Below are 21,815 nucleotides of genomic sequence, written 5' to 3'. Positions count from 1 at the left end.
ACGCTCGGTCGCAGGCGCTCGACGACGCGCGCCCCGCTCGGCACGAACGACGAAGGAGTTGTCTCATGCACGCAGCCCCCCGCAGGACCCGCCACGGCCTCACGGCAGCGCTCACCGCCCTGGTCGCGGCCCTCGCCGCCGGCGTCCTCGCCCCGCCCGCCGGCGCCGACGACGGCCCGCTCGACTACGTCGCCCTCGGCGACTCGTACTCCGCCGGGTCCGGCGTCCTGCCGCTCGACCCCGACGCCCGCCCGATCTGCCAGCGCAGCATCCGCAACTTCCCGCACGTCGCCGCCGCCGCGCTCGACGCCGACCTCACCGACGTCACCTGCGGCGGAGCCGAGACCGCCGACCTCTACAGCGCCCAGTACTGGCGCGTGCCCGCCCAGCTCGACGCCCTCACCGCCGACACCGACCTCGTCACCCTCACCATCGGCGGCAACGACTCCAGCACGTTCATCACCGCGATCCTTGCGTGCGCCGCCGCCGGCGCCGCCACGCTCGGGTACGGCAACCCGTGCGAGCGTCGCTACGGCGACCGCTTCACCGACACCGTCGAGCAGACCACCTACCCCGCCGTGCGCCAGGCGCTCGCCGACGTCCGGGCCCGGGCCCCGCAGGCGCAGGTCCTCGTGCTCGGGTACCCGTGGATCCTGCCGCCCACGAAGGGCTGCTTCGCGAAGCTGCCGATCGCACGCGGCGACGTCCCCTACCTGCGGGACCTGCAGGCCACGCTCAACGGCGTCGTCGAGCAGGCGGCCGCCGACACCGGCGCGACGTTCGTCGACCTCGCGCAGCGCAGCGAGGGGCACGACGCGTGCGCGTCGTCGACGACCCGCTGGGTGGAGCCGCTGCTGTGGGGCACCAACACCGTGCCGGTGCACCCGAACGCGCGCGGCGAGGCCGCGATGGCCGACGCCGTGCTGGACGCCCTCGGCTCCTGACGCGACGACGCACCACGGCCGCCGCCCGACCGCAGAGTCCGGGCGGCGGCCGGGACGGCAGGTGGGGGAGACGGGGGATACTCGCCGGGTGGAGATCCCCGTCGTCTGGTCCGTCGTCCTGCTCGTCGCCGCCGTGTGGAACCTGGTGGTGTGGCCCCGGTTCTGGCGCCGCGTGACCACCGACCCGCGTGCCCGCGACGCCGCCGGTCGCCCCACCCGCTTCTACACCGTGCACGCCGTGCTCGTCGGCGTCTCGGTGGTGCTGGCCGTCCTCGTGGGCGTCGTCGGCGTCCTCGGGCTGCTCGGCTGACGGCGCCCTCGGGCGCGCACCGCACCGCCGCCCGCCGCCCCGACCGCTCGCGCCCCGCCGTCCGTCGCGTGACCATGGGGTCATGAGGGCGATCTGGAAGGGCGCCGTGACGTTCGGCCTCGTCAACGTCCCGGTCAAGGTGTACAGCGCGACGGAGGACCACGACGTCCCCCTGCACCAGGTGCACGACGCCGACGGCGGACGCATCCGCTACCGGCGCGTCTGCGAGGTGTGCGGCGAGACCGTGCCGTTCGAGCACATCGACAAGTCGTACGACGACGGCGAGCAGGCCGTCGTCCTCACGAAGTCCGACTTCGCCGCGCTGCCCGCCGAGGCCAACCGCGAGATCGAGGTCGTCGAGTTCGTGCCGACCGACCAGGTCGACCCCATCCTGTTCGACCGCACCTATTACCTCGAACCCGACTCCAAGAGCCCCAAGGCGTACGTCTTGCTGCGCCGCACCCTGGAGGAGACCGACCGCACCGCCATCGTGAAGTTCGCGCTGCGCCAGCGCACCCGCCTGGCCGCGCTGCGCGTGCGCGACGAGGTGCTCACCCTCCAGACCTTGCTGTGGGCCGACGAGATCCGCGAGGCCGCCTTCCCCGCCCTCGACGGCTCCACGACCGTGTCCGACAAGGAGCTCGCGATGTCCGCCCAGCTCGTGTCCAGCTACGAGGCGGACTTCGAGCCCGGCGACTACACCGACGACTACCAGGCCCAGCTCCGCCAGCTCATCGACGCCAAGATCGAGCAGGGCGACACCATGGACCCCGCCGAGACCTTCGGCGAGCAGCCCGAGGGCGAGGGCGCGGAGGTCGTCGACCTCATGGAGGCGCTGCGCCGCTCCGTGGACTCCCAGAAGAAGGCCGCGAAGACGTCGTCCGGGTCGGGCCAGAAGCGCAAGAAGACGGGCTGACGGCGACCAGCGCTGACTCGCGCCGGCCAGCGCTGACTCCCGCGAAACCGCGCTGACTCGCGCCGCCCAACGCTGACTCGCGCGAAACCGCGCTGACTCGCGACTCGGCGCAATCTTCCGCGACTCAGCGCAGATCCACGCGACTCAGCGCAGATCCACGCGACTCAGCGCTGGTGGCGGCCGGTCGGTGCGGTCGTTCGGCGCAGGTGCCGTCGCAGCCCGGCCTCGCCCGCGCGCATGACGGCGGCGTGCGCGAGCGTCGACAGGTGGCGGTGGGCGGCCAGGCCGGGGTGGTCGGCGGCGGGCGTGACGTCCCAGCGCAGGGCGACGACGCAGCCGCCCGGCACGGGGCGAACGACGACGAGCGCGGTGCCGGCGAGGTCGCCGTCGGCGGTGAACCGGGCGTGCCCGACGCCGTCCACGTCACCGGGCGGGGTGACGGCGTCGAGGGCGAGGCGGACCTGCAGGGCGCGGCCGGCGGGGCTGCGCACGCGCAGGGTCACGCTCGCGCCGGGGGCGGCCCGCCCGTCGGCGTCGGTGCGGGGGTGGGTGTCCACGGTGCGCAGCAGCGGCCACCAGCCGGGCCAGGTGAACCCCGGGTCGGCGAGGAGGCGCCACACGACGGGCGCGGGGGCGCGCAGGAGCCACGTGGACACCAGGCGGAACGGCTCCGGTGTCGTGGTGGTCACGGTCAGGCGGTGGCGGGGGAGCGGAGCCGGCCGACGAGGGCGAGGAGCTCGGCCAGCGGCGGGGCGGCGATGCCGGTGGAGGCGCGGTAGTAGATGCCGTCGGACAGGAGCACGATGGCGCGGGCGACGGCGGCGTCGTGCACCTCGGTGGTGACGGCCTCGGTCCAGGCCTCCTGCGCGTGGTCGAGGGTGGCGCGGGCCCACGGGTAGGGGCCCTGGGCGAGCTGGGTGACGGCGAGGTAGGTGCGGTCGAACGCGCTGCCGACGTCGGACGACGTCCGCAGCAGGTAGGCGACGGGACCCTCCTCGGCGGCGCGCATCCTCGCGACGTCGGCGGTGATGAGGTCGCGCAGGTGGTCGACGACGCCCTCGACGAGCGCGTCCTTGGAGGGGAAGTGGTAGAGCAGGCCGCCCTTGGAGACGCCGGCCCGCTCGGCGACGGCGTCGAGGGTGGCGGAGCGCTCGCCGGAGTCGACGAGGAGGTCGGCGAAGGCCTGGAGGACCTTGGCGCGGGCCGCGGGGGCGGGAGGCATAGGTGGCACCTTATCGTCGTCCAGTGATACTGTACCGGCTGGACGGTACAGAAGTTCGGCGCGACGCGTCGCCCTGGCCGTCCGTCGTCGTGGAAGGAACCGTCGTGACCACCCAGGTGACGACTCCGACGCAGCCCGCCGCCACCCTCGGCGCCCGCCGCTGGACCGCGCTCGCCGTCCTCATGCTGCCCGTGCTGCTCGTGTCCGTGGACAACACCGTCCTCAGCTTCGCCCTGCCCCAGATCTCCGCCTCGCTGGAGCCCACCGGCACCCAGCTGCTCTGGATCGTGGACGTCTACCCGCTCGTCCTCGCCGGGCTGCTGGTGCCCATGGGCTCGCTCGCCGACCGCGTCGGTCGCCGCCGCCTGCTCCTGGTCGGGTCGGTCGGGTTCGCCGCCGTCTCCGCGCTGGCCGCGTTCGCGCCCACCGCCGGGGCGCTCGTCGCGTCCCGCGCCCTGCTCGGGTTCTTCGGCGCCATGCTCATGCCGTCCACCCTGTCGCTGCTGCGCAACGTGTTCACCGACCGCGTCGAGCGCCGTCTCGCCATCGCCATCTGGGCCACCGGTTTCGCGGCCGGCTCCGCGCTCGGCCCCATCGTCGGCGGCACCCTGCTCCAGCACTTCTGGTGGGGCTCCGTCTTCCTGCTCGCCGTGCCCGTCCTCGTCGTGTTCCTCGTGCTCGCGCCGCTCACGCTGCCCGAGTCCAAGGACCCCGCGCCGGGGCCGCTCGACCTCGTCTCCGTCGCGCTCGCCATGACCACCATGACGCCGCTGGTGTGGGCCATCAAGGAGGTCGCGCACGGCCCGTCTCCCGCCGCGGCCGTCGCCGCCGCGATCGGCCTCGGATCCGGCGTCGCGTTCGTGCGCCGCCAGCTCGCCCGACCCGTCCCCATGCTGGACGTGCGGCTGTTCCGCGTCCCCGCGTTCTCCGGCGGCGTCGTCGTCAACCTGCTCAGCGTCTTCTCGCTCGTCGGGTTCCTGTTCTTCGTGTCCCAGGACCTCCAGCTCGTGCACGGACTCAGCCCCGTGGAGGCGGGTCTCGCGCTCCTGCCGGGCACGATCGGCATGGTGCTCGCCGGCCTCGGCGTCGTCCGGGTCGTCCGGCACGCCCCGCCGTCACGGGTCGTCGCCGTCGCGCTGCTGCTGTCCGCCACCGGCTACGGCATCGTCACGCTCTGGGGCGGCTCCGGGCAGCTCGCGCCGCTCGTCGTCGCGTTCGTCGTGCTGTCCGTCGGCATCGGCGCGGCCGAGACCATCAGCAACGACCTCATCGTGTCGTCCGTGCGCGCCGAGAAGGCCGGCGCGGCGTCCGCGATCTCCGAGACCGCCTACGAGCTGGGTGCCGTCCTCGGCACCGCCGTCCTCGGGTCGATCCTCACCGCGGCCTACCACCGCGGGGTCGTCGTGCCCGACGGCGTGGGCGCGGCCGACGCCGCCAACGCGGCCGAGACCCTCGGCGGAGCCGTCCAGGTCGCCTCCGGCCTGCCCGCCGACACCGCCGACGCGCTGCTGACGTCCGCCCGTGACGCGTTCGCCGCGGGCGTGGGCGTCACCGCGGGCATCGGCGTCGTCCTCGCCCTGGTCGCCGCCGTCGTCGCGCTGCGGACCTTCCGCGAGACCGAGGTCTGACCGGCCGGGTTGGCGCGTTCCGGGCATCTCGGTGAAGGTGGACCACGATGACGGAACGACGCACACCTCCCCGCTGGCTGCGCTGGACGCTCGCCGCCGTGGCCGCGCTGGTCGCGTGCCTGCTCTACGGCGTGACCACGGCCTCGGCGACGCTCGGCCTCGGACCCCACGAGGCGCTGTACGAGGTCGACACCGACGGCCTCGTCGTGGTCGACCTCGGCCCGCTCGGCACCCTCGAGATCGACTCGCCGCTGCCGGTCGGGCTCGGCGTGGACGTCACCGTCAAGGAGATCCCCGCCGACCTCACGGCCGTCGAGGACACCACGACGCTCGACCGGCTCGCCGGCGACCTCGACGGCTACCTGCAGTTCTACGCGAGCCCGTCGACGACGTTCGACGCCGTCGCGCACGCCCTCGTCCTCGACGCGGCGCGGCGGGCCGGGCTCGCGCTCGCCGCCGTCGGACTGGTCGGCTGGGGGGTGGCGCTGCTGCTCGGGCCGGCGCGCCGCGGCGAGCTCACCCGCACCCTCGCGCCGCGCACGTGGCAACTCACCGCCGGGTTCGTCGTGGTCTCCCTCGTCGGGGCGACGCTCGTCGCGTCCGACGTCGAGCAGCCGACGCGCGGTCGACCCGCCTCGTCCGTGTTCGACGGCACCGCGCTCGAGGGCGCCACCATCACCGGCCGCCTCGCCGGCGTCATCGACACCTACGGCGGGCAGCTCCTGGCCCTGTACGACCAGAACGAGGCGTTCTACGCCGCCGCGCGCGACGACGTCGCCGCGGCCTGGCGGGCCTGGGAGGTGCGGCACGCCGTCCGGGTCGCCACGGGCACGGACGCACCTGACGACGAGGACGTCGTGACGATGCTCGTGGTGTCCGACCTGCACTGCAACACCGGCATGGCCGGGCCGATCCAGGAGGTCGCGACGCGCGCCGGCGTCGACGTGATGCTCAACGCGGGCGACACGACCATGAACGGCACCGCCGTGGAGAAGGTCTGCGTCGACGCCTTCGCCGACGCGGTGCCCGACGGGGTGCCGATGGTCGTCGCGGACGGCAACCACGACTCGCAGCTGACGTCCGACCAGGAGGCCGCCCGCGGGCAGGTCATCCTCGACGGCGACGTCGTCGAGGTGGGCGGGGTGCGCATCCTCGGTGACCGCGACGTCCTGGAGACGCGCGTGGGGGTCGGCACGTCGGTCGCCCGCGAGCGGACCCCGACGGAGCAGGCGGGCGACCTGGCCGAGGCCGCGTGCGACGACGGCGACGTCGACCTGCTGCTGATCCACACCCCGCCCGTGGGCAACCGCGCGCTGGAGTCCGGGTGCGTGCCCTTCCAGGTGTCCGGCCACACGCACGCGCGCTCGGGGCCGACGCAGATCGGGCAGGGGATGCGCTACGTCAACGCCAGCACCGCGGGTGCGGCCTCCGGGCAGGCGACCGTCGGGCCGCTGCGCGGGACCGCCGAGATGACCCTGCTGCGGTTCGACCCGACCACGCGCACCATGCTCGACCTCCAGGTCGTGGAGATCACCCCCGCGGGCGCGGCGACCGTCCTGGACCGCGAGCCGATCCCTGTGCCCGTGCCGCCGGTCGGGGAGCTCGAGGTCGCCGACGCCGGCTCGTCGGACGGCCCGACGTCCCCGACGTCGGCCCCGGCCTCGCCGTCGGCGTCGAGCCCGGCCTCGGCCCCCGCGGCGGGGGACGACGCCACGGCGGAACCGTAGGGTGACCGCCGCGACCGGCACGTAGGCTCTGTCCGTGACCGACAGCGCGCCTCCCGGACCCGCCGACCTGACGCCCGTCGCGCAGGACTACCTCAAGGCCGTGTGGTCGGCGCAGGAGTGGGGCGAGCAGAAGGTCACCACCGGGATGCTGGCCGACCGCCTGGGCGTCGGGCCCTCCACCGTGTCCGAGACGGTGCGCCGTCTCACCGCGCAGGGTCTGCTCGGTCACGAGCCGTACGCCGGGGTCTGGCTCACCGACACCGGCCGTCGCCACGCCCTGGCGATGGTGCGGCGCCACCGCCTCATCGAGACGTGGCTCGTGCGCGAGCTCGGCTACGGCTGGGACGAGGTGCACGACGAGGCCGAGGTCCTGGAGCACGCCGTCTCGGAGCGCCTGGTCGAACGCATCGCGGCCCGCCTCGGCCACCCGGACCGCGACCCGCACGGCGACCCGATCCCCACCGCCGACGGCGAGGTGCGCCGCCCCGACGCCGTCCCCCTCGAGGAGCTCCCCGAGGGCGCGAGCGGCGTCGTCGCCCGCATCTCCGACGCCGACCCGGAGGCGCTGCGCTACCTCGCGGGCCTCGGCCTCGACCTCGACGTCGAGGTGACCGTGGTCCAGCGCCGCGACTACGCGGGCACGATGTCGCTCACCTGGCAGGGGCCGGACGGTCCCGTCGCCGTGGACCTCGGCCACCTCGCGGCCTCGCGCGTCCGGGTGGTCCGCGCGTAGGCTGTCCGCATCCCCGACGGCGTGCACGCGATATCCGCGTGGCGCCGTCGAATCGTTTCGAGAGGACCTTCGTGACCGCCACCGCCGCACGCTCCGCGCCGCCCGCCACCACGGGTGCGGGCCGCGCCCTGCTCGCGCTCGCCCTCGGCGGGTTCACCATCGGGACCACGGAGTTCGCCACGATGGGTCTGCTGCCGCAGATCGGCGGCGACCTCGGCGTCACCGACCCCGTCGCCGGGCACGCCATCACCGCCTACGCGGTGGGAGTCGTCGTCGGGGCGCCCCTGCTCACCGTCGCCGCGGCGCGCATGTCCCGCCGCAGGCTCCTCCTGGTGCTCATGGGCTCCTACACGCTCGCCAACGTGCTCAGCGCCGCCGCGCCCAGCATCGAGTGGCTCGTCGCCGGGCGGTTCCTCGCCGGGCTCCCGCACGGCGCGTTCTTCGGCGTCGGTGCTGCCGTCGGTGCCGCCGTCGCCGGTCCGGGCCGCCGCGGGCACGCCGTCGCCATGATGATGACCGGGCTGACGGTGGCGAACGTCGTCGGGGTGCCCCTGTCCACCGCGGTCGGGCAGAGCCTCGGCTGGCGCGCCGCGTTCCTCCTCATCGGGGTCTTCGGGCTCGCCGCGCTCGCCGGGCTGTTCCGGTTCGTCCCCGAGCGCGGGCCCGTCGAGTCCAGCGTGCGCCAGGAGATCGGCGCTCTCGCCAACGGGCCGCTGTGGGTCGCGTTCGTCGCCGGCGCCATCGGGTTCGGCGGGCTGTTCGCCGTCTACACCTACGTCGCGCCCACCGTCACCCGCGTGACCGGCCTCGACGAGGGCGCCGTGCCCTGGGTCCTCGCCGTCATGGGTGTCGGCATGACCGTCGGCACGCTGCTCGGCGGGCGGTTCGCCGACCGCTCGGTGCTCGGCACCGTGATCGGCGGGTTCGTCACCACCGGTGTCGCGCTCGTGCTGTTCGCGCTGACCGCCTCCACCGTCGTCGGCGCGGTGGCGGGGCTGTTCCTCCTCGGCGTCACCTCCCAGGTGCTCGGCCTGGCCATGCAGACCCGGCTGATGGACCTGTCGCCGCGTGCCGAGTCCCTCGGCGCCGCGCTGTGCCACTCCGCGCTCAACCTCGGCAACGCGAGCGGCGCGTTCTTCGGCGGGCTCGTCATCGCCGCCGGGTGGGGCTACGTCGCCCCGGCGTGGGTCGGGCTCGTGCTCACCGTCGTCGGTCTCGCCCTCGTGCTCGCCACGGCCCGGTGGCGCACCGCCGCGGGCGACCCCGCCACCGTCGCCGCGCCGGGCGCGGGCACCCCGGCCGCCGAGTCGCCCGCCACGACGCCGGCCGCCTGAGAGCCGTCGCCGTCGGCCGGACCGGGACCGCAACCAGGCCCGGGAGTCGCTCCCAGCGACGTGCGGTACGGTCACGCCCGTGACGGACACCACCGTGAGCGCGCCGGACGCGCCGGCCGCCGGCCCCGGCCCCCTGACCGCCCGGACCTACGGCACGCTCCTCGTCGTGCTCGGCGCGATCGGGTTCGGCGGCGCGATGTGGCTCGCGATCGAGAAGATCCTCAAGCTCCAGGACCCCGACCGCGTCACGTCCTGCTCCATCAACGTGTTCCTCGACTGCGGGGTCGCGATGGGCTCCTGGCAGGGCTCGCTGCTCGGGTTCCCCAACCCGTTCCTCGGCGTCGCGGCGTTCCCCGTCGTGATCACCACCGGCGTCGTGCTCCTCACCGGGGCCCGGCTGCCGCGCTGGTACCACCTGAGCCTGCTCGCCGGCACCGTGCTCGGCCAGTGCCTCGTGTTCTTCCTCATGTGGACGAGCTTCTACGCGCTGGTCGCGCTGTGCCCCGTCTGCCTGGTCGTCTGGACGATCATGTGGCCGCTGCTCTGGTACCAGGTGGTGCGCGCCGTGCGCGACGGAGACCTGCGGGTCGGCGCGACCGTCCGCGACGCCGTCGTGTCCCACCACTGGGTGTTCCTCGTCATCGGCTACGTCGTGGCCGTCGCCTGGCTGCTGCTCGCCGTCGGGCCCGCGCTCGTCGGCTCGTTCTGAGCCGAAAACCCTGCGGGGGGCGTCGTGCCCGGCCGGTAGACTCGCGCAGGTGAGCACGCCCCACGCCGACACGGTCACGCAGCGCCCCGACGAACCCCAGCACCGGTACACCCCGGCCCTCGCCCAGCGGATCGAGGAGCGGTGGCAGGACCGGTGGGAGGAGCGGGGCACCTTCCACGCCGCGAACCCCGGCGGGGAGCTCACCGGCCCCGACGGCGCCGCCCCCGCGGGCGACCCGTACTTCATCATGGACATGTTCCCGTACCCCTCGGGCGCGGGCCTGCACGTCGGGCACCCCCTGGGGTACATCGCCACGGACGTCGTCGGGCGCTTCCGCATGATGTGCGGCGACAACGTGCTGCACGCCCTGGGCTACGACGCGTTCGGACTGCCCGCCGAGCAGTACGCCGTGCAGACGGGCCAGCACCCGCGCGTCACGACCGAGGCGAACATGGAGACCATGAAGCGCCAGCTGCGCCGCATGGGCCTGGCGCACGACTCGCGGCGCACCTTCGCCACGATCGACCCCGAGTACGTGCGCTGGACGCAGTGGATCTTCCTGCAGATCTTCGACTCCTGGTACGACGCCGACGCCGAGCGGCCCGGGGACACCGTGGGCACCGGCCGTGGCCGCGCCCGCCGCATCGCCGAGCTGCGCGAGGAGCTGGCCGCGGGCACCCGCCCGGTGCCGGGCCACGAGGGCGACAACGCCGGCGGCGCCGTGTGGGCCGCCCTGACCGAGGCCGAGCGTCGCGACGTCGTCGACGCCCAGCGCCTGGCCTACGTCGACTCCTCCCCGGTGAACTGGTGCCCGGGCCTGGGCACCGTCCTGGCGAACGAGGAGGTCACGGCCGACGGCCGCTCCGAGCGCGGCAACTTCCCCGTCTTCACGCGCAACCTGCGCCAGTGGAAGATGCGGATCACCGCGTACGCGGACCGCCTGACCGACGACCTGGCGCTCATCGACTGGCCCGACAAGGTCAAGGCGATGCAGCGCAACTGGATCGGCCGCTCCACCGGCGCGAACGTGCGTTTCGACGTGGTCGGCTCGACCGATCTGGACGCCGCGGGCGCGGGCACGCAGGTCGAGGTGTTCACCACCCGCCCCGACACGCTGTTCGGCGCGACGTTCATGGTGGTCTCCCCGGAGCACCCGCTGCTGGACGAGGTCCCGACGGCGTGGCCCGACGGCACGCACGCCGTGTGGACCGGCGGCTACGCGTCGCCGTCCGAGGCCGTCGTCGCCTACCGCCGCGAGGCCGCCGCGAAGACCGCCGTCGAGCGGCAGGCCGACGCGGGCAAGAAGACGGGCGTGTTCACCGGCCACCTGGCCGTCAACCCCGTCAACGGCGAGACGATCCCCGTCTTCACCGCGGACTACGTGCTCATGGGCTACGGCACCGGCGCGATCATGGCCGTGCCCGGCGGCGACGAGCGCGACTTCGCGTTCGCGGAGGCGTTCGAGCTGCCCGTCGTCCACACCGTCGAGCCCGCGGGCGGCCTGCCCGAGGGTCACGAGGGTGCGTGGACGGGCGACGGCGTGGCCGTGCGCTCCGCCAACGACGAGATCTCGCTGGACGGCCTGGGCGTCGCCGACGCCAAGGCGCGCATCATCGCCTGGCTGGAGGCGAAGGGTGCCGGCGCGGGCACCACCACGTACCGCCTCAACGACTGGCTGTTCTCCCGCCAGCGGTACTGGGGCGAGCCGTTCCCCATCCTGTGGGACGCCGACGACCGCCCGGTGGCGATCCCGGCCGACATGCTGCCCGTGGCGCTGCCCGACGTCCCCGACTACGCGCCGCGCACGTTCGAGCCGGACGACGCCGACTCCGAGCCCGAGGCGCCGCTGGGCCGCAACGACGGCTGGGTCCAGGTCACCCTGGACCTGGGCGACGGCCCGCAGCAGTACCGCCGCGACACCAACACCATGCCCAACTGGGCCGGGTCGTGCTGGTACTACCTCAACTACCTGGACCCGACGGACGGCTCGGCGGCCCGCGCGACCGGCGGTTCGGCGGTCGACCCGGCCCTCGAGCAGTACTGGATGGGTCCGCGGCACAACGCCACCTCCGGACCCGCGGGCGGCGTCGACCTGTACGTCGGCGGCGTCGAGCACGCCGTGCTGCACCTGCTGTACGCGCGGTTCTGGCACAAGGTCCTGCACGACCTGGGCTACGTGTCGTCCCTGGAGCCGTTCGGCAAGCTGTTCAACCAGGGCTACATCCAGGCGTACGCCTTCACCGACGCCCGTGGCGCCTACGTGCCGGCCGCCGAGGTCGAGGGCGACGAGCAGTCGGGGTGGACCTACCAGGGCCAGCCCGTGCAGCGCGAGTACGGCAAGATGGGCAAGTCCCTGAAGAACGTCGTCACGCCCGACGAGATGTACGCCCAGTACGGCGCGGACACGTTCCGCGTCTACGAGATGTCGATGGGCCCGCTGGACCTGTCGCGGCCGTGGAACACGCGTGACGTCGTCGGCGCGCAGCGGTTCCTGCAGCGGCTGTGGCGCAACGTGGTCGACGAGGAGTCCGGCGCCGTCACGGTGACGGACGACGAGCCCGAGGTCGCCACCCTGCGCGCCCTGCACCGCACCATCGCGGACGTCCGCGTCGAGATGGAGCAGATGCGACCCAACACGGCCATCGCGAAGCTCATCACGTACAACAACCACCTGACCGGCCTGGCGTCGGTGCCGCGCGCCGCCGTGGAGCCCCTGGTGCTCATGGTGGCGCCGATCGCGCCGCACCTGGCCGAGGAGCTGTGGGAGCGCCTGGGCCACGGCGCCTCGCTGGCGCGCGAGGCGTTCCCCGTCGCGGACGAGCAGTACCTCGTCGAGGACACCGTGACCTGCATCGTGCAGGTCAAGGGCAAGGTCCGTGGTCGCCTGGAGGTCGCGCCGTCGATCTCGGAGGCCGACCTGGAGGCCGCGGCGCTGGCCGAGCAGAACGTGGTGCGCGCCCTCGACGGTGCGCCCGTGCGCAAGGTGATCGTGCGGGCTCCCAAGCTCGTCAACATCGTCATTTGATGGGGGAGGCCCGGCCTCGCCGCGCTCCCGCCCGCCTGGAGGGCGCCCTGGCTCGCAGCCGGGGCGCCTTCGGGCTGCCGTCGCTGTCCCTGCTGCACCGGCGTGAGGGGCCGCTGGTGGTGGCGCTGCTGTCGGTGATCTTCGCCCCGGGGCGGGTGACGGTGCCGACCGACCAGCTGCACGTGGAGGTCGACGACCTGCTCGCCGACGCGCGGGCGGCGGGCCACGAGGACGTGCCGGACGAGCCGGCGCGCGCCCTGTGCTCGCGCTGGGTGGCGGGCCGCTGGCTCGTGCGGTCGCTGGACGACGACGGCGTCGAGCAGTACCAGGTGAGCTCGCACGCGGCGGAGGCGCTGGCGTTCGTGGACCGGACGCGCGGCACGCGGTCGCTGGTGAGCGAGTCGCGGATCCGCACGCTGTTCGTGGCGCTGGAAGGGCTGGCGCGGGACGCGCAGCCCGACCGCGAGTCGCAGCAGGCGGCCCTGCGGGAGCAGGTGGCGCACGCGCGTGACGAGATCGCCCGGGCGGAGGCCGAGCTGGCGCGCCTGGAGGCGGGCGGCGACGTCGTGCCCGTGCCGCGGGAGCGCCTGGTGGAGCAGCTGGACAACGTGGCCTCCCTGGTGCGGGAGCTGCCGGCGGACTTCGCGCGGGTCGCGGAGTCGGTGGCGGAGCTGCAGCGCACGATCGTGACGGGTCTGCGGCAGGACGAGCGCGCGACGGGTGACGTGCTGGCGGACTACCTGGACGCGTCGGACACGCTGATGCAGCGCACGCCGGAGGGGCGGGCGTTCTCGGGCGCGATGGAGCTGCTGCGCGACCCGCAGCTGCTCGGCGAGGTGGACGCGCGGGTGCGGTCGGTGCTGGCGCAGCCGTTCGCGGGGGACGTCCCGGCGGACCGCGTCGAGGCGGTGCGGGCGCTGCACGGCCAGCTCCTGTCGGCGGTGGACGCGGTGCTCGACGCGCAGACGCGGGCGTCGCGCACGATCACGCAGCAGCTGCGGGTGCACAACCCGCTGCGGGACCGGGAGCTGGACGCGGCGCTGCGCGAGGCGACGGCGGCGATGGCCGAGTGGTTCGAGTCGTCGTCGCGCGGTGCGCGGGTGGAGCCGCTGCGCTGGTTCGAGCGGGCGCGGCTGGGCCGGTTCCGCGACCAGCTCCACGACCTGCGTCCGGAGTCCCTGCCGGACGCGCTGTCGTGGACGGACCTGGACGACGACCCGTCGGGTGCGGAGCTGGACTCGCTGCTCGGCATGGGTGGCCCGCGGTACGCGGAGACGGCGGCGCACGCCGCGCGGGTGCTCGGGCGGTCGGGCGGGGCGAGCGTCGACGAGGTGTTCACCTCGGCACCGGCCGAGCTGCGGCGCCCGGTGGAGCTGCTGGGCTACCTGGAGCTCGCGACCCCGGACGCCCTCGACGACGCCCTCGCCGCGGCGGACGTCCCGGCGGCGCGGCTGCGCCGGGTGACGACGGTGCGCGCCGACGGCAGCACCCGCGACATGGTGCTGCCGCACGTCCCGCTCGCCCCGGCGGGGCCGGCCGCCGTCGACGGACCGGCCGCCGGCAGCCCGCCGGACGACACCCCCCTGACGCACGAGGAGACCGACGCATGACCGACGTCGTCGAGACCGACGCCACCCCCGCCGTCGACGACGCGACGTCGTCGCCCGTCGCCCCGGACGTGCCCCAGGTGCCGACGGACGGGTTCGTCGCGGCCCGGCCGATGGAGGACGACGTCGAGGCGCTGTTCGCCGGCGACACCGGCGTGCTGCCCTTCCCGGCGCGGCGGGCGCTCGCGCTGGTGCTGCAGCGCCGGTACGTGTCGGCGGCGGCGCACCCGGCGGAGTGGAAGGCGCTGCTGGCGCACCAGAACGTGCTGGCGTCGCGCTGCCACGACCTGTTCGTGGAGCTGGTCGTGGACCGCGACTACGAGATCGCGTACAAGCGGCAGGTGCGCGAGGACGGTCTGAGCGTGCCGGTGCTGCTCAAGGACGAGCCGTACAAGCGCGTGGAGACGCTGCTCATGCTGCTGGCCCGCAACCGGTTCCGCCAGGAGCAGGGCGCGGGCGAGCGGACGGCGCTGCTGGACGCCGAGGAGCTCGTCGACTACGCGTCCGGGTTCCTCGCGCAGGACGAGACGAACCTCGCCGCGCGGCGCCGCGAGATCGACAACGCGGTGGCGACCCTGGTGCGCGAGCACGTGCTCACCGAGGTCGCGACGGGCCGCTACCGGGTCGAGCCGGTCGTGGAGATCCTGCTGCCGGTGGAGCGGCTGCGCGAGCTCACGGCGTGGCTGCGCGACGGCGGCGCGGCGACCGACGCCGGGCCCGACGCCGGGGCGGACACCGAGGCCGTGGACGAGGACGAGGAGACCAGCGCGTGACCGTGACGACCAGCGCCACCAGCACCGACGCCCCGCGTATGCAGCAGTCGCTGTTCGGGCTGATCCCGACGGCGTCCGACGGCCGCCAGTGGACGGCCCGCTCGATGCAGCTCGTCAACTGGGGCGGCTACCACGGGCACCACGAGATCCGGTTCGCCGCGACGACGACGCTGCTCACGGGCGCCTCCGGGTCCGGCAAGTCGACCCTGCTGGACGCCTACATCGCCCTCATGATGAGCCACACGACCCCCTTCAACGGGGCGTCGAACGGCGCGACGAGCGGGCGGGCGCGCGGTCAGGAGCAGCGCAACGTCCTGTCGTACGTGCGCGGCAAGCTGGACGAGCAGCGCACGCCGGGGTCGGCCACCGCGAAGGACCGCGTGCTGCGCGGCGAGTCGTCGGACACGTGGGCGGCCGTGGCGATGACGTGGTCGTCGCAGGCGGGGGAGCGACTGACGGCCCTGCGCGCCTGGTACGTGCCCCGCGGGGTGCAGCGCACCGACGCGGTGGTGGCGGTGCGGGCGGTGGTCGACGACGACTTCGACCTGCACGCCCTGGAACCGCTCGCGGCGCAGCGGTTCGCCCGTCCGGGCCTCACGGCCGCCGGGGTGACGGCCGTGTTCGACACGGACAAGGCGTTCGCCGCCCGGCTGCACGCGGCGCTCGGCATCGGCGCCGCCGGTGACGGCGACAAGGCGATGCAGCTCCTCGGCCGGATCCAGGCGGGGCAGCAGATCACCACCGTGGACGCCCTGTACAAGGCGCTCGTGCTGGAGGAGCCGGAGACGATCCGCGTCGCGGAGCGCGTCGTCGAGCACTTCGACGAGCTCTCCCAGGTGCGCGACGAGATGGAGACCGCGCAGAAGCAGGTCGACGTGCTGCGCCCCCTGACGGAGCACCGCGCCGCCATCGACTCGGCCGCGGCCGCGCGCCGTGCCGTCGACGACCTCGGCCTGGACGGGGCCGCGGACGGCGCCCCGACGCCGTTCACCGCGTGGCGGGACCGCACCCGGCTGGACCTGCTGCGGGACGCGGAGACCCGCAACCGCACCCAGCACAAGGCCGCGGCCGAGCGGGTGGCCGTCGCCGAGGAGCGCATCAGCGCCGCCGAGGGCGAGCTGGAGCAGGTCCGTGCCGACCAGCGCCGCAACGGCGGCGACGCCATCGAGGCGGCCGAGCGTGACGTGCACGACGCCGAGCACCGGCTCGCCACCACCCGGCGCGCCCGCGCCGAGCTCGAGGGCCACCTCGCCCCGCTGGAGCGGGAGGTCGCCACGCGCCGCGACCTGGACCGCCTGCACGCCGACGCCCGCCGCTACCGCGACGACCGCGAGGCCCTGGTCGACTCCCGGTCGGAGGCCGTGGTCGAGGCGAGCGCCCGGCTCAAGGCCGCGGAGCGTGCCGTCGCCGACCTGGAGCGCGAGGAGGCGTCGCTGCGCGAGCGGCGCGGCAACGTGCCGCGCGAGCTGCACGAGGCGCGCGTCGCGATGGCGGCCGCCGCCGGGATGTCGCCCGACGACCTGCCGTTCGTCGGCGAGCTGCTGGAGGTGCGCGGCGAGTACGAGCCGTGGCGCGACGCGATCGGCCTCGCGCTCGGCGGGTTCGCGCTCACCGTGCTGGTGGACGACGCCCGGCTGGCGGCGTTCCGGGCCGCGATCGACGGGCTGGACCTGCCCGTCCGCGTCCGCTTCGAGGGCGTCACCACGGGCCTGCCGCTGCACGAGGAGACCGACCGGTCGCTGCTCGGCGGCCGCCTGGAGGTCAAGGCGGGACCGTTCGGCGGCTGGCTCGCCGACCGGCTCGCCGAGCGGTTCGCGTACGTGTGCGTGGACGACGCCGTCGAGCTGTCCCGCCACGACCTGGCGCTCACCCGCGCGGGTCAGACATCCGAGGGGCGCAGGGGCGCGCACGGCGGTCGGCGCCGCGCGTCGGTGCTCGGCTTCAGCAACCACCGGCGTCTCCAGGTGCTCGGCGACGACGTCGAGGCGGCGCGCACCGAGCTGCGGCTCGCCGGGGAGGCGCTCGCGGGTGCGCGGCTGGCCCAGCGCGGCGAGGCCGACCAGTTCGTCGCGTACAGCCAGGCGCTGCGCGTCGAGTGGGACGATGTCGACGTGGCCGGGGCCCGGTCCCGCCTGGACGAGCGGCGCGGCCGCCTGGAGTCCCTCGTGGCGGGCTCGGACGTGCTGCGGGCGCTCAAGGCCGACGAGGACCAGCTCAAGGCGCGGCTCGAGGAGCTGTTCCGGGAGCGTGCCGCCTCGCAGAACCGGGTCACGGAGCTCGCCGGCGCGTGGGAGCAGATCACCGACCAGGTCGACCAGGTCGCCGACGCCGTGGACGCCGCGGACGACGACGGCATCGCGCCCACGCCCGCGCAGGAGCGGCACCTCGCGGACCTCATGGCGAAGGTGGGGTGGTCGGGTGCGTCCGTCGAGGGCGCGGGGCTGGCCGACCTCGTGACCGCCGTCGCCGCCGTCGAGCGGGAGCTGCGCCACGAGCGCGACGCCGCCGAGGAGGCCGAGCGTGCCGCCCGCACGGCGCTGCGCACCCTGTTCGAGCGGTTCGACGACGCCTGGCCCGACCCGAACCGGTCCACCGACCCCGACGCCGCGTTCGCCGACCACCTGCGCATCTTCGAGGAGCTGGAGTACGCCCAGCTCTACCGGCTGCGCGACAAGTGGTCCGCGCACCTGCGGCAGATGTCCGGCGACCAGCTCACGCGTCTCAACAACGGCATCGCGCAGGCCGTCGCGGAGATCCGCGACCGCATGGAGCCCGTCAACACGATCCTCGCCGAGCTCCCGTTCCGCGACGGCGAGCACCGGCTGCGCATCACCGCCACCCCGGTGGAGGGGCAGGACGTCGCCTCGTTCCGGCGCCAGCTCCGCGAGCTCGCCACCACGCCCGCCGGGGACGTGCCGATCTCCGAGCACGAGCGCCGCTACGCGCGCATGGCACGGCTCATCGACCGCATCCGACCCGACAGCGCCGAACGGCGGCGCCTGGTCGACGTGCGCGACCACGTGCGCATCAGCGCCGAGTGCGTCGACCTCGCGGGGAACCACGTCAGCGTCTACGACCACATCTCCGGCAAGTCCGGGGGCGAGTCGCAGGAGCTCGTCGCGTTCATCGTCGGTGCGGCGCTGCGCTACCAGCTCGGCGACGCCGGTGCCGAGCGTCCCCGCTACGCGCCGGTGTTCCTCGACGAGGCGTTCATCAAGGCCGACGCCCGGTTCGCGGGCCGCGCCGTCGGCGCCTGGCGGGGCCTCGGGTTCCAGCTCGTCGTCGGCGCACCGCTCGACAAGGTGAGCGCGCTGGAGCCGCACGCCGACGTCGTCGTCCAGGTCATCAAGGATTCCGGCGGCCGGTCGCGGCCCGTCACCCTCGTCGGGGCCTGACAGGCCGGTCGGCCGTCAGCGGATCGCCCAGACGAACCGGAGGTGCACCGGCGCCCTGGTGACCGGCACGAAGCGGATCCGACCCGAGCCGGCCTCGTCCGCGGGGACCAGGATCTTCCGGGAGTGCCAGCCCTGGTGGTCCGACCGGGCGTTCACCGTGCCGAGGTAGTGCTTGCCGACGTACACCTTCATCCGGCCCGCGTCCGGGCCGGTGCGCACCTTGACCCGGACGCCGCGGACGTCCTCGAACCGGTGGCGGCTGCGAGTGATGAAGTCGTCGAGGCGCGTCGAGACCACGGCGTAGTCGTGGGTGAACGGCCCGTCGTTGGTGACGAACGCCGGATAGGGGTCGATGCCCACCATGGGGGTGATCGGTGCGGTCGTGCACCGCCGCGGCGACCACGGGCCGACGTTCCCGGCGGCGTCTCGGGCGCGGACCCGCAGGCAGACCTGGGCACCCGCGTACACCTGGGTCTTCACGCTCCGCGTGTCCGGTGACCGCCACGTCCGGCCGATCGTCGCCCACGGCGACAGCGAGGCGAACTCGCCGGTGGTGCGCCTCTGCACCTGGTAGGCGGCGATCCGTCCGGCGTCGCGGGAGGCGGTCCACGTGGCCCGCGGGTACCACGCCCACAGCCCTGAGAACCGGCTGGACTTGGCGGGGAGCCAGCGGTCGACGGTGATCTTCGGGGCGGTGGGTGGCGTGGTGTCGGCCGCCTGGGCGGGCGCGACGACGAGGCCGGACAGCACGACGGCGACCCCGAGCAGGGCCGCGACCAGGCGACGACGGACGGGGGTGACAGGCGACGTCACGGTGGCTCCCGGGCTGGGGTGGGGGGGACGAACCGGACCATACCGGCCCCCGGCCCGGCTGTCACCGGTCCGGGGGTCGGGCCGTCCCTCGTCCTCGGGCCGACGTGTCCGTCGCGCTACGGCCGTGTGACCGTTCGGGGTCGGCCGCGGGCACGCGACGACAGCGGCGGGTGCGGTGAGTAGGGTCACGAGTGTGACCGACACTCCGCTCATCACCAGCCCCGAGCACTCCGTCGAGGGCTTCGTCCGGGAGTTCCTGCGGGAGCTCAACTTCACCCAGGGCACGGTCCTGGAGCGGGCGAGCACGAACGACACCTACCTGGCTCTGGCCCGCACGGTGCGCCACTACCTCATGGCGCGCTGGATGGAGACGACGACGGCCCACTACCGGCGGCAGCCGAAGGCCGTGGCGTACCTGTCGGCGGAGTTCCTGCTGGGACGCCAGCTCGACAACGCGCTGCTCGCCGCGGACCTGGAGGAGATCGCGGCCGAGGCGATGGCGTCGCTCGGCCTGGACCTGGACGAGCTGCGTCAGGCGGAGGTCGAGCCGGGTCTGGGCAACGGCGGGCTCGGGCGGCTCGCGGCCTGCTTCATCGACTCCCTCGCCACGATGTCGGTCCCGGCGATCGGGTACGGCATCCGGTACGAGTACGGGATCTTCCGGCAGACGTTCGTCGACGGCCGCCAGGTGGAGGAGCCGGACCACTGGCTGGACAACGGCTCGCCGTGGGAGTTCGCGCACCCCGAGCACGAGGTGACCGTGTCGTTCGGCGGTCATACGGAGAAGTACACCGAGGGCGAGGGCGACGACGCCGTCGAGCGGTCCCGCTGGGTGCCGGGCTGGCAGGTGCTCGGCGTGCCCTACAACTACATGGTGCCGGGCTACCGCAACGGCCGCGTCAACACGCTGCGGCTGTGGAGCGCGCGGGCGACGCACGCGTTCGACCTGAAGATCTTCAACTACGGCGACTACGCCGAGGCGGTGCGTGCGCAGACGTTCGCGGAGAACATCTCCAAGGTGCTCTACCCGGAGGACTCCACGCCGCAGGGCAAGGAGCTGCGCCTGCAGCAGCAGTACTTCTTCGTGGCGTGCTCGCTGCGCGACTTCATCGACCAGCTCCTGCCCGAGGGCTTCGACCTGCACCGGCTGCACGAGCGGATCTGCTTCCAGCTCAACGACACCCACCCGGTGATCGCCGTGCCGGAGCTGATGCGCATCCTCGTGGACGAGCAGGGCTTCGCGTGGGAGGAGGCGTGGGAGGTCACCCGGCGCTGCTTCGCCTACACGTGCCACACGCTGCTGCCGGAGGCGCTGGAGGTGTGGCCGGTCGAGCTGCTGGGCCGGCTCCTGCCGCGCCACCTGGAGATCATCTACCGGATCAACGACGAGTTCCTCGACGAGGTGCGCGCGACGTACGGCGACGACGAGCTGCTGGTGCGTCGCATGTCGATCATCGCGGAGCACCCGTTCCGTGCGGTGCGGATGGCGCACCTGGCCACCGTCGCGGGCACGAGGGTCAACGGTGTGGCCGAGCTGCACTCGCAGCTGTTGCGGGACAAGGTGCTCGCGGACTTCGCGCGGCTGTGGCCGGAGAAGTTCACCAACGTCACCAACGGCGTGACCCCGCGCCGGTTCGTGCGGCTCGCGAACCCCGGCCTGTCGGCGCTGGTCACCGAGGCGATCGGCGACGGCTGGGTCACCGACCTCGACCGTCTGCGCGAGCTGGAGCCGTTCGCGGACGACCCCGAGTTCCGGCGCCGGTTCCGTGACGTCAAGGCCGCGAACAAGCAGCGGCTCGTCGAGCTGCTGGAGCGCCGCGACGGCATCGAGATCCCCACCGACACGATGCTCGACGTCATGGTCAAGCGCCTGCACGAGTACAAGCGCCAGACCCTGAAGATCCTGCACGTGATCTCGTTGTACGACCGGATCGTCTCCGGTGAGCTGGACGTCGCGGAGGTGGTGCCGCGCACGGTCGTGTTCGGGGCGAAGGCGGCCCCGGGGTACGTCATGGCGAAGGAGATCATCGCGCTCATCAACCACGTGGGTGCGGTGGTGAACTCCCACCCGGTCGCCTCGCAGGTGCTGCGCGTCGCGTTCCCCGCGAACTACGACGTCACGGTCGCCGAGACCCTCATCCCCGCCGCGGACCTGTCCGAGCAGATCTCCCTGGCGGGCAAGGAGGCGTCCGGCACGGGCAACATGAAGTTCGCGCTCAACGGCGCCCTGACGATCGGCACGGACGACGGCGCGAACGTCGAGATCCGCCAGCTCGTCGGCGACGACAACTTCTTCCTGTTCGGGCTCACCGAGCCGGAGGCCGCCGCCATCGCGGAGACCGGCTACCGGCCGTCCGCCTACTACGAGGAGAACCCCGTCCTGCGGCGGGCCCTCGACCTGGTGGCGCGCGGCGAGTTCTCCGGCGGCGACCGGTCCGTGTTCGAGCCGGTCGTGTCCAACCTGCTCGGCGAGGACCGGTTCATGGTGCTGGCGGACTTCCAGGCGTACCTCGACGCCCAGGACCGGGTGGAGGCGGCCTACCGCGACCCGGAGGCGTGGAGCCGCTCCGCGGTGCTCAACGTCGCCCGCAGCGGGTTCTTCTCCTCGGACCGCTCGATGCGCGACTACCTGGACCGCATCTGGCACGCGGAGCCGCTGGCCGACTGAGGCGCGCGGCT

General features: G+C 74.0%; 16 protein-coding genes. 13 read left to right on the top strand and 3 right to left on the bottom strand.

Going from position 1 to position 21,815, the window contains the following annotated elements; all coding sequences use genetic code 11:
* The first annotated feature begins 65 nt into the window (after nucleotides 1-65).
* The 3 genes from ATJ88_RS11830 (at nucleotide 66) to ku (ending at nucleotide 2,170) form a co-directional block, all read left to right on the top strand.
* Nucleotides 66-944: an SGNH/GDSL hydrolase family protein gene (locus tag ATJ88_RS11830; protein WP_098463994.1), complete on the top strand. Its 879-nt coding sequence runs from the start codon at nucleotides 66-68 to the stop codon at nucleotides 942-944.
* Between the two features lie 88 nt (nucleotides 945-1,032).
* Complete coding sequence (locus tag ATJ88_RS11825; protein WP_098463993.1) at nucleotides 1,033-1,254, top strand: SCO4848 family membrane protein; 222 nt, start codon at nucleotides 1,033-1,035, stop codon at nucleotides 1,252-1,254.
* A gap of 82 nt (nucleotides 1,255-1,336) precedes the next feature.
* Entirely contained in the window at nucleotides 1,337-2,170 is an 834-nt protein-coding gene (ku, locus tag ATJ88_RS11820; RefSeq protein ID WP_098463992.1) for a non-homologous end joining protein Ku, read from the top strand.
* Between the two features lie 164 nt (nucleotides 2,171-2,334).
* Here ku and ATJ88_RS18360 read toward each other — a convergent pair whose 3' ends face one another.
* Both ATJ88_RS18360 and ATJ88_RS11810 read right to left on the bottom strand, forming a co-directional pair.
* Nucleotides 2,335-2,859 carry an SRPBCC family protein gene (locus tag ATJ88_RS18360; RefSeq protein ID WP_098463991.1) on the bottom strand — a complete coding sequence of 175 codons (525 nt, stop codon included), beginning with the start codon at nucleotides 2,857-2,859 and terminating at the stop codon, nucleotides 2,335-2,337.
* 2 nt (nucleotides 2,860-2,861) lie between these two features.
* Complete coding sequence (locus ATJ88_RS11810; RefSeq protein WP_098463990.1) at nucleotides 2,862-3,392, bottom strand: TetR/AcrR family transcriptional regulator; 531 nt, start codon at nucleotides 3,390-3,392, stop codon at nucleotides 2,862-2,864.
* Between the two features lie 104 nt (nucleotides 3,393-3,496).
* On the opposite strand from ATJ88_RS11810, the gene ATJ88_RS11805 reads away from it, so the two are divergent.
* The 9 genes from ATJ88_RS11805 (at nucleotide 3,497) to ATJ88_RS11765 (ending at nucleotide 18,323) form a co-directional block, all read left to right on the top strand.
* A complete protein-coding gene (locus tag ATJ88_RS11805) occupies nucleotides 3,497-5,020 on the top strand; it encodes an MFS transporter (RefSeq protein ID WP_245852380.1) in 1,524 nt (507 codons plus the stop codon).
* Between the two features lie 47 nt (nucleotides 5,021-5,067).
* Nucleotides 5,068-6,747, top strand: coding sequence for a metallophosphoesterase family protein (locus ATJ88_RS11800; RefSeq protein ID WP_098463989.1), 1,680 nt, complete (start codon nucleotides 5,068-5,070; stop codon nucleotides 6,745-6,747).
* 34 nt (nucleotides 6,748-6,781) lie between these two features.
* The gene (locus ATJ88_RS11795; RefSeq protein ID WP_245852378.1) at nucleotides 6,782-7,480 is read left to right on the top strand and encodes a metal-dependent transcriptional regulator; all 699 of its coding nucleotides are present in this window, start codon (nucleotides 6,782-6,784) and stop codon (nucleotides 7,478-7,480) included.
* Between the two features lie 71 nt (nucleotides 7,481-7,551).
* Entirely contained in the window at nucleotides 7,552-8,814 is a 1,263-nt protein-coding gene (locus ATJ88_RS11790) for an MFS transporter (RefSeq protein WP_098463987.1), read from the top strand.
* Between the two features lie 79 nt (nucleotides 8,815-8,893).
* A complete protein-coding gene (locus tag ATJ88_RS11785; protein ID WP_245852376.1) occupies nucleotides 8,894-9,523 on the top strand; it encodes a vitamin K epoxide reductase family protein in 630 nt (209 codons plus the stop codon).
* A 49-nt stretch (nucleotides 9,524-9,572) separates the two neighbouring features.
* Nucleotides 9,573-12,548, top strand: a complete 2,976-nt coding sequence (leuS, locus tag ATJ88_RS11780) for a leucine--tRNA ligase (protein WP_098463986.1) — start codon at nucleotides 9,573-9,575, stop codon at nucleotides 12,546-12,548.
* Nucleotides 12,548-14,158 (top strand): DUF3375 domain-containing protein, encoded by a 1,611-nt coding sequence (locus ATJ88_RS11775; protein WP_098463985.1) that lies wholly within the window; start codon nucleotides 12,548-12,550, stop codon nucleotides 14,156-14,158. Before leuS ends, ATJ88_RS11775 begins: the two co-directional genes overlap by 1 nt.
* Nucleotides 14,155-14,928, top strand: coding sequence for a DUF4194 domain-containing protein (locus ATJ88_RS11770; RefSeq protein WP_098463984.1), 774 nt, complete (start codon nucleotides 14,155-14,157; stop codon nucleotides 14,926-14,928). The genes ATJ88_RS11775 and ATJ88_RS11770 overlap by 4 nt, the downstream gene beginning before the upstream one ends.
* Complete coding sequence (locus tag ATJ88_RS11765; protein WP_342744848.1) at nucleotides 14,925-18,323, top strand: ATP-binding protein; 3,399 nt, start codon at nucleotides 14,925-14,927, stop codon at nucleotides 18,321-18,323. Before ATJ88_RS11770 ends, ATJ88_RS11765 begins: the two co-directional genes overlap by 4 nt.
* 15 nt (nucleotides 18,324-18,338) lie before the next feature.
* On the opposite strand, the gene ATJ88_RS11760 is transcribed toward ATJ88_RS11765, so the two are convergent.
* Entirely contained in the window at nucleotides 18,339-19,136 is a 798-nt protein-coding gene (locus tag ATJ88_RS11760) for a hypothetical protein (RefSeq protein ID WP_098463983.1), read from the bottom strand.
* Nucleotides 19,137-19,329: 193 nt separating this feature from the next.
* On the opposite strand from ATJ88_RS11760, the gene ATJ88_RS11755 reads away from it, so the two are divergent.
* On the top strand, nucleotides 19,330-21,804 hold the full coding sequence (locus ATJ88_RS11755) for a glycogen/starch/alpha-glucan phosphorylase (RefSeq protein ID WP_098463982.1): 2,475 nt from the start codon (nucleotides 19,330-19,332) through the stop codon (nucleotides 21,802-21,804).
* Nucleotides 21,805-21,815: the final 11 nt, after the last annotated feature.

Source organism: Isoptericola jiangsuensis, from assembly GCF_002563715.1.
In the GTDB taxonomy this organism is placed as follows: Bacteria; Actinomycetota; Actinomycetes; order Actinomycetales; family Cellulomonadaceae; genus Isoptericola; species Isoptericola jiangsuensis.
This window is presented reverse-complemented; position numbering and strand designations above follow the sequence as displayed.